This is a genomic window from Streptacidiphilus sp. PB12-B1b, assembly GCF_014084125.1.
Taxonomy (GTDB): Bacteria; Actinomycetota; Actinomycetes; order Streptomycetales; family Streptomycetaceae; genus Streptacidiphilus.
Genome location: NZ_CP048405.1, coordinates 6,815,966 through 6,828,984 on the forward strand (window position 1 = coordinate 6,815,966; position 13,019 = coordinate 6,828,984).

The window sequence follows — 13,019 nt, forward strand, 5'->3', positions numbered from 1 at the left end:
CTCGCTAGGGTTGATGACGGTACATAACTATAGGTCCGTATTGGTGGGAACCCTCCGCCGACGCCGCCCAGGCACGACACCCAGGAAAGGCCCGCGCCGCCCATGGAATCCCGACTCTCCGTCGTCGTCCCCGTCCACAACGTCGAGGCGTACCTGCAGGAGTGCCTGGAGTCGATCCGGGGGCAGAGCTTCGGGGAGTTCGACGTCGTCCTGATCGACGACGGGTCCACCGACCGCAGCGCGGAGATCGCCGAGTCCTTCGCCGCCCGCGACCCCCGGTTCCGGCTGTTCCGGCAGCCCAACGAGGGGCTCGGCGCGGCCCGCAACGCAGGACTGCTGCGGATCTCCCCCGGCAGCGAGTACCTGGCCTTCGTGGACAGCGACGACACCCTGCCGCCGGACGCCTACCGGCTGCTGGTGGACACCCTGGACGGGACCGGCTCCGACTTCGCCGCCGGAAACGTCATGCGCTTCCGCTCGGTGGGCTCGGTGGCGTCCCCGATCCACCGCAAGCCCTTCGCGGACACCCTGCTGCGCACCCACATCACCCGTACGCCCGCCCTGGTCACCGACCGCACCGTGTGGAACAAGGTGTACCGGCGCAGCTTCTGGGACCGGCACACGTTCCGCTACCCCGAGGGCATCCTGTACGAGGACGCCCCGGTCACCATCCCCGCGCACTTCGCCGCCGAACGCGTGGACGTGCTGCGCACCCCGGTCTACAACTGGCGTGAGCGCGAGGCCGGCGCGCCCTCCATCACCCAGCGGCGCAACGACACCCGGGGCATGCGCGACCGGATCACCTCCATCGACCTGGTCCGCGCCTTCCTGGGCCGACAGCGGTCCGCGCAGGCCGCGCAGCACCTGCGGCTGTACGACGAGAACGTCGCCAACGAGGAGCTGCACCTGTTCATCAAGGTGCTGCGCCGCGCCGACGAGGAGTTCCGCAGCGCCTACATGGAGGCCGTCGGCGGCCTGCTCGGCCGGATCGACCCGGCCGCGCTGCGCGCCTGCCCCGAGCCCGCCCGGCTGAAGCTGCACCTGACCGCCGCCGGACGCCTGGACGACCTGCTCGAGCTGCTCGCCTACGAGGAGGAGTACGGCGCCGCCATCCCGCTGCGCGGCGGCCCCCTCGGCCACCGCGCCGACTACCCCTTCCTGCGCGACCGCCCGCCCGTCCCGGCCGCGGTGCTGAAGGTCGGCCCGGAACTGGCCGTGGAGACCAGGCTGGACGCGACGGCTTGGCGCGACGGCGTGCTGCAGCTCTCCGGCCGGGCCTGGACCGCGCACCTGGGCGCGGAACGCCGGGCCACCTCGGCCAAGGCCCTGGTGCTGCGCGAGGTCGGCGGCCGACGCGCCCTGCTGCTGCCCACCCGGACCGTCAGCGGCCCGCAGGCCACCGCGGAGTCCGGGCAGAGCCTGCTCAGCTACGACTGGGCCGGTTTCGTCGGCCGGCTGGACCCGCTCCGGCTGCGGCACCGGGGCCAGTGGCGGGAGGGCAGTTGGCGGGCGAGCGTGCTGCTGCCCGGCGGCGGCCGACTGCGCCGCAGCCGGATCCGGACGGCCGGCGCCGGCAGCGCCCGGCACCCCTCGCCGCAGTGGGTGGAGCGGGACGTCCGGATCGTCCCGCAGATCAGGGACTCCCACCTGTACGTCGAGGTGGAGCGGGTGCGGGCGCGGATCACCGGCGCGGCGGCGCTCGCCGGGGGCATCGAACTGACCGGCACGGTCTGCGCCGAGACCGCCGCCGCCAACGGCATCAGCGACGGCGACGGCGTCCGGGCCTGGCTGCGGCTGCGGCGCTCGGACGCCCCCGACAGCGCCCCGGTGGACCTGCCGCTGCACCTGGGCCAACCGGTCGGCGGCGCAAGCCCGTTCCGGGTCCGGCTCACCCCGCAGGCCCTCGGCGACCCCGCCGCGCCCGCCGCGCTCCCCCGTGACGACCGCTTCTGGGACAGCCAACTCCTGCTCCGGGGCGGCCGGTTGCTGCCCCTGGTGCTGGACGAGCGGGAGAGCCCGGACAGCCTGCAGCAGCTGTCGTCCGGCCCGGAGGGGGCCCCGCCGCGGGTGCTGCACGTCAAGCGCTCACCGCGCGGCTACCTCCAGGTCTGCGAGCAACTGCCGCGCCCGCTGGTCGAGTACCTGGCGCCGCTGCCCGACGGCAGCGGCTTCACCCTGGCCGGACGGCTGCCGCTGACCGGCCGTCACCAACTGCAGCTGCGGCTGGCCCGGGACTGGAGCGGCGAGGTGCACCACCACCCGGTGGAGGCCGTCGACGGCCACTTCACCGCCCGGCTGCACGGCGCGGCGGACCACTCCTACGCCGGCGACGTCCCGCTGCAGCCCGGCTCCTGGACCCTGGCCGTGACCGGCTGGCCCGGCTGCCCGGCCCCGGAGCCGCTGCCGCTGCAACTCGCCTCCCGGGCGCACCACCTGGTCCCGGCCGCGACCACGGTCAAGGGCGCCCGGATGACCCTGGACCGGGTCGGCTACGACCAGCTGTCGCTGACCGTCCACCACACCCTGGACGCCGGGACGGCCAACGGCTACCGGCAGCGGCTGCTGCGCACCGTCGACTACCCGGCCGCCCGCCGCCTCCCGCTGCGCGACGCCGTGCTCTACGACGACTTCGGCGGCAAGCGCTTCGGCGACTCCCCGCGCGCCGTCCACGCCGAACTGGTACGGCGCGGCGCGCCCCTGGAGCACCTGTGGACCGTCTGCGACGGCCAAGTGGACCTGCCCGCGACCGCGACCGCGCTGCCGGTGCGCAGCCCCGAGTGGTACGAGGCGCTGGCGCGCTGCCGCTACATCGTCGGCAACACCCACCTGCCGCCGTGGATCGAGCGCCGCGAGGGCCAGGTCGTCGTCCAGACCTGGCACGGCACCCCGCTCAAGCGGATCGGCCACGACTTCGAGAACACCCTCTTCAGCAGCACCGGCTACCTGGACGACCTGGACCGGGAGTCCCGGCAGTGGAGCCTGCTGCTGTCGCCCAACCGGTTCAGCACCCCGATCCTGCGCCGGGCGCTGCGCTTCGACGGGGAGATCCTGGAGTCCGGCTACCCCCGCAACGACGCGCTCTGCTCGCCCGACCGGGAGAAGACCGCCGAGCGGGTCCGCCGGGCGCTGCGGCTGCCGGAGCACAAGCGGGTGGTGCTGTACGCGCCGACCTGGCGGGAGACGCTGGGGCGGCACCGCGGCGGCTTCGCCATGGACCTGCGGATCGACCTGGAGCACGCCCGCCGGGAGCTGGCCGGGGACCACGTGCTGCTCGTCCGCACCCACACCCACGTGGTGGAGGCCGTGCCCGGCGCCGACGGGGGCTTCGTCCGCGACGTCTCCGCCTACCCGGACGTCACCGACCTGCTGCTGGCCGCCGACGTCCTGGTCACCGACTACTCGTCGCTGATGTTCGACTTCGCGGTCACCGGCAAGCCGATGCTGTTCTTCACCTACGACCTGGAGGAGTACCGGGACGCCCTGCGCGGCTTCTACCTCGACTTCGAGCGCCGCGCCCCCGGCCCGCTGCTGCGCACCTCGGAGCAGCTGGTGCGGGCGCTGCGCGGCCTCGACCGGGCCACCGCCGCCCACGCCGGGGCGTACCGGGCCTTCCGCGCCGACTTCTGCGAGCTGGACGACGGCGGCGCGGCGGCGCGGGTGGCCGACCGGATGCTGGAGCTGGGCGCGGCCCGGCGCTGAACGGCGTCGGGCCCCGCCGCTTCAGGGCCCCCGCCGGGTCAGGGCCGGGGGGCCGGGGTGCGGTCGGCCAGCGGGACGAAGGGCAGCGGCTCCCGCTCGCCGAGGAAGACCGTGCGCACCACCCGCTCCGCGGCCCGGCCGTCGTCGAAGGCGCAGAAGCGGGCCCGGAAGGCGTCCCGCAGCGCGCCCGCCTCGGCCGAGTCCCAGGCGCCGGAGCGGAACAGCTCCGCGAGCTCCGCCTCGCTGCGGACCGCCGGGCCCGGGGCCTCGCCGGCCCGGCCGGAGAAGAGGTCCAGGTAGACGCCGCGGGTCTGCCGGTACACCTCCCAGTCGTCGGCGAAGACCACGATCGGGCGGTCCAGGTTGGCGTAGTCGAACATCAGCGAGGAGTAGTCGGTGACCAGTGCGTCCGCCGCCAGCGCCAGCCGCTCCACCGAGGGGTGCCGGGAGACGTCGATGACGCCCTCGGGGCTGCCGGTGCCGAACGAGGCGTCCTCGTCGTAGAGGTAGTGGCCCCGGTTGAGCAGCACGAACCCGGGGCCGAGCCGGCGCGCCAGCCGGGCCAGGTCCAGCTGCGGCCGGTAGGTGGCGCGGTAGTCCCGCAGCGTCGGCGCGTACAGCAGCGCGGTCTGTCCGGGCTCGATGCCCAGCTCCTTGCGGGCCAGCGCGACGTCGGCCGCCGTCGAGGAGTAGAAGACGTCATTGCGCGGGTAGCCGTACTCCAGCGTCCGGAAGGACGACGGGTAGACCCGCTCCCAGACCAGCGTGGAGAACCGGTTGGAGCTCAGGCTGTAGTCCCAGCGGTCCACCCGCTCCAGCAGCTTGGGGAAGTCCAGGCCGCCGGCGGCGGCCGGGTACTCCTGCAGGTCCAGGCCCATCTTCTTGACCGGGGTGCCGTGGTGGGTCTGCAGGTGCACGGTGCCCGGGCGCTTGGGCGCGCCGTCCGGGAAGTTGACGTTGTTGACGAAGTAGGTGGCCCGGGAGATCGCCTCCCGGTAGCCGCGCGAGCCGGGGCCGACCACGGTCAGGCCCGGGGGACCTCCGCGCGCCGCCGGTTCTCGACCACCCACACCGTCCGGACGCCCGGCGCCAGCTCCCGCAGCTTGGCGTGGATCGCCGCCGGGTTGCAGCAGGGCACCCGGCCCCAGTAGGAGCCGAAGACGGCCAGCTCGCCGTCGAGCGGCAGCTGCCGCTGCACCCGCTGGTAGGCGCCCAGCACCGATCCGGCCACGGCCCGCTTGACCTGCGGCTGCGCCTGCCGGGCGGTGCGCTTGGCCTTGCGGGCCAGCCGGCCCACGGCGCCGGACTTCCAGTCGGCGGCCAGCTCCACGGCGGGCGCCCCGGCCGGGCGGTGCCGGCGCTCCTCCTCGGCGGCGCGGGCGAAGAACTCGGCCCGGTCGGCGGGCGGCACCCGGTCCGGGTGGTTGCCGATGGTCCGCAGGTGCTCGGCCATCCGCCGGTGCAGCAGCGGCCGCCAGCCCTCCAGCTCCGGGTGCGCGTCCAGGAAGGCGAAGACCAGGTCGTACTGGGCGAAGATGTCGAAGTGCTTGCGGCTGACCGTGGCCAGGATGTTCCCGCCCTGGCGGCGCTGCCGGTAGTGCACCACCACCCGGTCCAGCACCGCGATCGTCCCGGCGGCCAGCATCGACGGGTAGGTCCACGGGGTGTCCTCGTAGTACCCGGCCGGGAACCGCAGCCCGGTCGCGTCCACGAAGGAGCGCTTGTACGCCTTGTTCCACACCACCATCAGCAGCCCGAGCAGTTCCTCGCGCTCGCCGATGGCGAAGGTCTCGGGCCGCTGCTCGCCGGCGGCCGAGACCGGGGCGAACAGCCCGGCGTCCCGGCTGCGCACCACCCGGCCGTCCCAGTAGGTGCGGGCGTAGTCGTAGACCAGCACGTCCGGATCGCCGGTCTGCTCCAGCCGGTCGGCGACCGCCTGCAGCGAGCCGGGGGTGAGCGTGTCGTCGCTGTCCAGGAAGACCAGGTAGTCGCCGGAGGCGGCGTCGATGCCGGCGTTGCGGGCCAGGCCCAGGCCGACGTTCTCCGGCAGGTGCAGCACCCGCACCCGCTCGTCCGCACGGGCGTACTCGTCGAAGATCTCCCCGCTGCCGTCGGGCGAGCAGTCGTCAACCCCGATCAGTTCGAAATCCGTGAAGGACTGCGCCAGGACGGAGTCGAGACACTCGCCGAGATACGCCTGGACCTGGTACGCGGGGACGATGACGCTCAAACGGGGCATGGCAGGGAAGGATACGCCAGCATCACGAACCTGGGCCTCCCCTCATCAGCGCCTGTAGCATCCATCAGGTCCTGGCGGGGGCGCGCGATATCTCAAACGTTACGCTTACCCTGCGCCGCCCCCAGCGTTTCCGTTCCCCGCGCGGGAATGCCAAGCCAGTACGAGAAAGGCCCGTCGCACCTCATGGCCCCCCGTCTTTCTGTCGTCGTTCCTATCTACAACGTCAAGCTCTACCTGGACGAGTGCCTGGAGTCCATCGCCGCGCAGACCCTCACCGACCTCGAGGTGGTGATGGTCGACGACGGCTCGACCGACGACAGCGCCGCCATCGCCGAGCGCTTCGCGGCGAAGGACGAGCGGTTCCGGCTGGTGCGGCAGGAGAACAAGGGCCTCGGTCCGGCGCGCAACACCGGCATCCGGCACATCCACCCGGACGCCGAGTACCTGGCGTTCGTGGACAGCGACGACACCATGCCGCCGACCGCCTACCAGCTGATGGTGGAGACGCTCGACAGCACCGGCTCCGACTTCGTCAGCGGCAACGTGCTGCGGTTCCGCTCGGTCGGCTACGTCCAGTCGCCGGTGCACCGCCGCCCCTTCGCCGAGACCGTGCTGCGCACCCACATCAGCGAGCGCCCGCTGCTGGTCACCGACCGGACCGCCTGGAACAAGGTCTACCGGCGCTCCTTCTGGGACGCCCAGGGCCTGGAGTACCCGGGCATCCTCTACGAGGACGCCCCGGTCAGCGTGCCGCTGCACTTCCTCGCCAAGAGCGTGGACGTGCTCAGCGAGCCCATCTACCACTGGCGTGAGCGCGAGGTGGGGGCCCGCTCGATCACCCAGAACCGGACCGACCCCAAGGGCCTGGTCGACCGGGTCACCTCCATGCGGATGGTGCGGGAGTTCCTGAAGTCGCAGCCCGGCGCCGAGTTCGGCAAGCACCTGCGCTTCTACAACGAGAACTCGCTGGTCGAAGAGGTGCCGTTGTTCTTCAAGGCGCTCCCGGAGGGCGGCGAGGAGTACCAGCAGGCGTTCCTGGACCACATCGGCGCGATGATCACCGAGATCGACAAGGAGACCCTGAACGGCCTCCCCGCGCCCATGCGGCTGAAGTACTGGCTGACCGCCAAGCGCCGCCTGCCGGACCTGCTGGACCTGCTGGCCTTCGACCGCCAGTACCCGTGGACCATCCCGGTCAAGGGCACCGTCCGGCACGTCGCCGACTACCCCTCGCTGAAGGGCCGCCCGCCGGTCCCGGAGAGCGTGCTGCGCCTGGAGAAGGAGACCGCCGTCCGGACCGGCCTCACCGAGGCCGACTGGCGGGGCGGCAGGCTGCACCTCAAGGGCTACGCCTACCCCAAGCACATCGGCGCGGAGTCGCGCAGCGACGGCTTCAAGGCGCTGATGCTGCGCGAGCAGGGCAGTCGCCGCAGCCTGGTGCTGCACGCCCGCACGGTCTTCACCCCCGAGGTCACCGCCGACACCAACGACCAGCCGCTGCGCCACTGCGACTGGGCCGGCTTCGAGGTGGACTTCGACCCGGCCAAACTGAAGCAGCGCGGCGAGTGGCGCGACGGCGTGTGGCGGGTCACCATCGGCGTCTTCGGCAAGGGCCGCCCTCGCCGCAGCCGGATCAAGGCGGGCCCCAGCGGCTCCGGCCAGTTCCCCGCCCCGGCCTGGGTCACCCCGGACGTCCGGGTCAGCCCGCAGATCCGCGACCAGCACCTGTACCTCCAGGTCGAGACCGTCAAGGCGCGGATGGACCGGGCGGTGGCCTCCACCGACGGCAGCGGCCGGGTCACTGTGCACGGCCGGATCTCCGCCGCGCTGGCGACCGAGGGCACCGTGCTGCGGCTGCACCACAAGGAGGCCGGCTCCACCAGCGTGCTGGACTTCCCGGTGACGCTGGAGGGCCCCGCCTCCGGCGGCCTGGTGCCGTTCACCGTGGTCGTCGACGGCGCGCAGGTCAACACCGTCCGCGAGCGCGAGGGCCGGCTGCGGCCGACCTCGCTGGAGCGCCCCACCGACCGGTGGAGCAGCGAGCTGGTGCTGCCCGGCGGCGAGACCCTCGACATCGCCGTGGACGACCACCAGGCCGGCTCCTCGGTGCAGGTCCCGATCCTCTCCGACGCGGCCGCCCCCCGCTCGCTGTACCTCAAGCGCTCCCCGCGCGGTCACCTGCAGCTGGTGGACCAGGCCGTGCAGCCGCTGGTGGAGAAGGTCACCGCCGGCGAGGACGGCTTCGTGCTGGAGGGCAGCTACCCGCTGCCCGGGCGCCACTCCTTCGCGTGGGTGCTGCGGCACGGCACGCACGCCAAGGTCTACCGGCACCCGGGCAAGGTGGTGGACGGGCGCTTCCGCTCGGTGCTGCCCGCCCTGCCCAACGACGGCTACGCCGGCGAGCTGCCGCTCCAGGGCGGCAACTGGGAGCTGTTCGTCGCCACCGAGGTGCCGGAGGCGCCCGACGGCGTCGTCGAGACCACCGCCCACATCGCCCCGGCCGCCCACACCGACCTGCCGGCGAGCGTCGTCGCGCGCGGCAAGCGGGTCGCCCTGTGCCGCCGCTGGTACGACCGGCTGTTCCTGAACTCGGCCCACGAGCTGGACCCGAGCGCCCGCGGCCGCTACCACCAGCGGCTGCTGCTGAACGAGTGGTACCCGGCCGCGCGCCGCAAGCCGCTGCGCGAGGCCGTGCTGTACGACGTCTTCGAGGGCAAGTCGTACTCCGACTCGCCCCGCGCCGTGCACCAGGAGCTGGTGCGCCGCGGCAGCGAGCTGGAGCACCTGTGGGTGGTCCGCGACGACCGGATGATCCCCCCGGCGGGCGCCACGGCCGTGGTCTACGAGAGCCCCGAGTGGTACGAGGCGCTGGCCCGCTCGCGCTACATCGTCGGCAACACCCACCTGCCGTCCTGGATCGAGCGCCGCGAGGGCCAGGTCATCGTCCAGACCTGGCACGGCACCCCGCTCAAGCGGATCGGCTTCGACTTCGACAACGACTGGTTCAGCGACACCGCCTACCTGGAGGCGCTGGAGCGCGAGGGCAAGCAGTGGAGCCTGCTGGTCTCGCCGAACAGCTTCAGCACCCCGATCCTCAAGCGGGCCTTCCGCTACGAGGGCGAGATCCTGGCGTCCGGCTACCCCCGCAACGACGTGCTGCTCGCCGAGGACCGCGACAAGCACGCGGAGGAGGTCCGGCGGCGGCTCGGCCTGCCCGAAGGTAAGAAGATCGTGCTGTACGCGCCGACCTGGCGCGAGGACCGGGTCCGCCACAACGGCGGCCACGCACTGGACCTGAGGCTGGATCTGGCGCACGCCCGGGAGGCCCTGGGCGAGGACCACGTGCTGCTGATCCGCCCGCACGCGCACGTGGTCGAGCCGGTCCCCGGCGAGGGCGACGGCTTCGTCTGGGACGTCGGCAGCTACCCCGACATCCAGGACCTCTACCTGATCGCGGACGTGCTGATCACCGACTACTCCTCGGTGATGTTCGACTACGCCATCACCGGCCGTCCGATCCTCTTCTTCACCTACGACCTGGAGCATTACCGGGACCAGCTGCGCGGCTTCTACTTCGACTTCGAGGCCACCGCGCCCGGCCCGCTGGTGAGCACGTCCGAAGAGTTGGTGAAGAACCTCCGTGACCTGGCTCCGGTGGTCGAGCGGTACGCTCCGGCCTATGCGGCCTTCCGCGAGGCCTTCTGCGACCTGGACGACGGCGCCGCCTCGGCCCGGGTCGTGGACCGAATGCTAGGAATGTGATGACTGAAGCAGAGATCCCCCCCGGGCGGCGCCCGGGGCTGGCCGGGGCGGTCACCGCCCGGGTGCGGCCGCTGGTGCAGCGGATCCCGGCTCGGCTGCGGATGCCGCTGGGCATCGCGGCCATGTCCCAGCTGGTCTTCCTGGTCTGGTGGTCCGCGTTCTACCCGGGCCTGATGAGCTACGACAGCTTCGACTACACCTGGGAGGTCACCACCGGGCACTGGGTGGACGACCACTCCATCGCCTACGACGGCGCGGTGTGGCTGACGCTCAACGTCACCGGCGACTACGCCGTCCTGACGCTGCTGCAGACCATCGCCATGGCCGCGGTCCTGGGGTATCTCGCCGCCGGCATGCGCAAGTTCGCCATCAGCAACAAGTGGATCACCGCGGGCGTGCTGCTGTGCCTGGTGCTGCCGCCGACCGGCTCGTTCATGATCTTCGTGTGGAAGGACGTCCCCTTCGTCATCGGGGGCGTGCTCGGCTTCGCCGCGATCACCCACCTGACCGCGGCCATGCTCAAGGTCCGCCCGCGCCGTGCCCGGCAGGTCGGGCTGCGCCGCGACTGGCTGCTGCTGGGCCTCGGCATGACCCTGGTCTGCCTGGCCCGCAACAACGGCTTCCTCGGGGTGTTCCTGATCGGGGTGCTGCTGCTGCTCGCCCTGCCCTGGCTGTGGAAGCGGGTCGCGGCGGTCATCCTGATCCCCATCGTGATCTTCTTCGCGCTGGACTCCGGGCTCTACCCGGCGCTGGGCGTGACCAAGCCGGCCGACAGCGCGGCGTACACCTTCGTCTACTCCGACATCGCCTACGCCTACAGCAAGGCGCCGACCACCTTCACCGCGTCCGACCTGACGGTCATGGCCAAGGTCTCGCCGCTGGAGCACTGGTCCACGGCCGGAGCGGTGTGCGTGAGCACCGACAAGCTGACCACCCCGGCGTTCCACACCGGGATCGCGGCCAAGCACAACTCGCAGCTGCTGCACATCTTCTCCGAGGTGATGAAGCGCACCCCGCAGTACGTCTTCGAGTCCAGCCTGTGCCGGGCCCACAACGCCTGGGCGGTCTTCCCGGGCTACGACGCGATCGGCATCGCCGGGGTGGCGTCCTCGCCCAACGGCTACGGGCTGATGAAGTGGCACCCGGACATGTACCACAGCCAGTTCTACTCGGTGATGAAGGTGCGCCCGCTCTCGGACACCCTGCACACCCTGGGCACGGCCTGGTACAACTCGGCGCTCACCAGCCAGCTCATCTGGCTGCTGTGGGGCGGCGCGGTGTGGTGCTATGTGGCCTACGGCGTGGTGATCGGGCTGGTCCGCAAGGTGTGGCGGCGGGAGGTGCTGGCGCTGGCCGTGGTCACCGGCGGCATGCAGCTGAACGTCCTGGCGGCGACCCCGTCGGCGCTCTACCGCTACATGGCCACGCCGACCTACCTCGGCATCCTGCTGCTGCCGTTCCTGTTCAGCAAGCTGACCCGGCAGGCCCCGGAGACGCAGGACGCACCGAGCGCGGCGCCCGCCGAGAACGGCGCCTCGGAGGAGCTGGAGCACGTCTGATCAGCACGGCCTGATCAGCACGACTTGATCGCCCGGCCCGATCCGCACGGCCGAAGGACCGCCCCCCCGGGGCGGTCCTTCGGTGTCTCAGGCCTCGGCGGCGCCGAAGGCGAGGTGCAGCTCGGGCCGCCAGACCCGGTCCTCGCCGAAGCGGTAGAGGCAGAAGCCGGGCACGGTGAAGTCCGCCCGGAAGTCCCGGAACTCCCGCTGCGCCCGGTCCAGGACGGCCTCGTCCACCGCCTGGGCCACCGTCACATGCGGGTGGTAGGGGAAGGCCAGCTCCCGCGCCAGCAGCCCGGAGCGGACCGACGCCTCCAGCATCCGGCACTCGCGCGCGCCCTCGTCCAGCCGGACGAACACCACCGGCGAGACCGGGCGGAAGCTGTCGCTACCGCGCAGCAGCACCCGGAACGGCCGGTGCCGCCGGGCCGCGTCGGCCAGCTGCCGCCCGACCGCGCCCAGCCGCTCGGCGGGCACCTCGGTCGGCGGCAGCAGCGTGACATGCGTGGCCACCGCCCGGGCCAGCGGATCGCCGTACCCGGCGCGGGCGTCCTGGATCTGCGCGGCCCACGGGTCGGGGACGGCCAGGGACACCCCGATGGTGACCGTGCCGCCCCGCTGCCCGGGTACGCCGGCCAGTCCGGCTATGCCGTCCCGGTCGGCCTCCGCCCGCACCACCCCGTCAGCGCTTCGCCGCAAGGAAGCCGATCCGGTCGTACGCGGTGGCCAGCGTCTCCCCGGCGACGGCGCGGGCCTTCTCCGCGCCCCGGGCGAGCACCCGGTCCAGCTCGGCCGGATCGTCCAGGTAGCTGCGGGTGCGCTGCTGGATCGGGGCGACCCACTCGGCGTACAGCTCGGCCAGCTCGGTCTTCAGCGCGCCGTACATCCGGCCCTCGAAGTGCTCGACCAGCTCCGGGACGGACCGGCCGCTGATGGCCGAGTGGATCCGCAGCAGGTTGGAGACCCCGGCCTTCTCCTGCTCGTCGTAGGAGACCACGGTGCCGGTGTCGGTGACCGCGCTCTTGATCTTCTTGGTGCTGGTCTTCACCTCGTCCAGCAGGTTGACCAGGCCCTTGGGGGTGGAGGCCGACTTGCTCATCTTCGACGTCGGGTCCTGCAGGTCGAAGATCTTGGCCGTCTCCTTGAGGATGTACGGGTTGGGCACGGTGAAGGTCTGTCCGAGCCGGCTGTTGAAGCGCTCGGCCAGATCCCGGGTCAGCTCGATGTGCTGCCGCTGGTCCTCGCCGACCGGCACCTGGTCCGCCTGGTACAGCAGGATGTCCGCGACCTGCAGGATCGGGTAGGTGAACAGGCCGACCGTGGTGCGATCCGCGCCCTGTTTGCCCGACTTGTCCTTGAACTGGGTCATCCGTGCGGCCTCGCCGAAGCCGGTGAAGCAGTTCATCACCCAGCCCAGCTGGGCGTGCTCGGGCACGTGCGACTGGATGAACAGCGTGCAGCGCTCGGGATCGAGCCCGACGCCGAGCAGCTGCGCGACCGACACCCGGGTGTTCTCCCGCAGCGTCGCCGGATCCTGCTCGACAGTGATCGCGTGCAGGTCCACGACCATGTAGAAGGCGTCGTGGGTCTCCTGGAGCGACACCCACTGGCGCACCGCGCCCAGGTAGTTGCCCAGGTGGAAGGAGCCGGACGTCGGCTGGATACCGGAGAGCACGCGAGGGCGATCAGTGACCATGCGGCCCATTCTCGCAGGGTCGCGCGCGGCCCCGCGCCCACCCGGGCCCGGCACGGTGTGATCC

General features: G+C 72.2%; 7 protein-coding genes. 3 read left to right on the forward strand and 4 right to left on the reverse strand.

Translation table 11 applies throughout. The features are described 5' to 3' along the window. Window positions 1-102 precede the first annotated feature (102 nt). On the forward strand, window positions 103-3,699 hold the full coding sequence (locus tag GXW83_RS35155) for a bifunctional glycosyltransferase/CDP-glycerol:glycerophosphate glycerophosphotransferase (protein WP_182446102.1): 3,597 nt from the start codon (window positions 103-105) through the stop codon (window positions 3,697-3,699). Window positions 3,700-3,737: 38 nt separating this feature from the next. Here the strand turns inward: GXW83_RS35155 and GXW83_RS35475 are convergent, their stop codons facing one another. Together GXW83_RS35475 and GXW83_RS35480 are read right to left on the reverse strand one after the other, a co-directional pair. Continuing rightward, the gene (locus tag GXW83_RS35475) at window positions 3,738-4,721 is read right to left on the reverse strand and encodes a CDP-glycerol glycerophosphotransferase family protein (RefSeq protein ID WP_370466800.1); all 984 of its coding nucleotides are present in this window, start codon (window positions 4,719-4,721) and stop codon (window positions 3,738-3,740) included. Window positions 4,722-4,723: 2 nt separating this feature from the next. Further along, window positions 4,724-5,938, reverse strand: coding sequence for a glycosyltransferase (locus tag GXW83_RS35480; RefSeq protein WP_370466801.1), 1,215 nt, complete (start codon window positions 5,936-5,938; stop codon window positions 4,724-4,726). 183 nt (window positions 5,939-6,121) lie between these two features. Here GXW83_RS35480 and GXW83_RS29620 point away from each other — a divergent pair, with 183 nt between their 5' ends. Further along, entirely contained in the window at window positions 6,122-9,700 is a 3,579-nt protein-coding gene (locus GXW83_RS29620) for a bifunctional glycosyltransferase family 2 protein/CDP-glycerol:glycerophosphate glycerophosphotransferase (RefSeq protein ID WP_182446103.1), read from the forward strand. Further along, on the forward strand, window positions 9,697-11,259 hold the full coding sequence (locus tag GXW83_RS29625) for a hypothetical protein (protein WP_370466803.1): 1,563 nt from the start codon (window positions 9,697-9,699) through the stop codon (window positions 11,257-11,259). The genes GXW83_RS29620 and GXW83_RS29625 overlap by 4 nt, the downstream gene beginning before the upstream one ends. Window positions 11,260-11,346: 87 nt before the next feature. On the opposite strand, the gene GXW83_RS29630 is transcribed toward GXW83_RS29625, so the two are convergent. Both GXW83_RS29630 and trpS read right to left on the reverse strand, forming a co-directional pair. Further along, complete coding sequence (locus GXW83_RS29630) at window positions 11,347-11,958, reverse strand: 2'-5' RNA ligase family protein (RefSeq protein ID WP_225447324.1); 612 nt, start codon at window positions 11,956-11,958, stop codon at window positions 11,347-11,349. Beyond that, window positions 11,942-12,955, reverse strand: coding sequence for a tryptophan--tRNA ligase (gene trpS / locus GXW83_RS29635; RefSeq protein ID WP_182446105.1), 1,014 nt, complete (start codon window positions 12,953-12,955; stop codon window positions 11,942-11,944). Before trpS ends, GXW83_RS29630 begins: the two co-directional genes overlap by 17 nt. Between the last annotated feature and the right edge of the window lie 64 nt (window positions 12,956-13,019).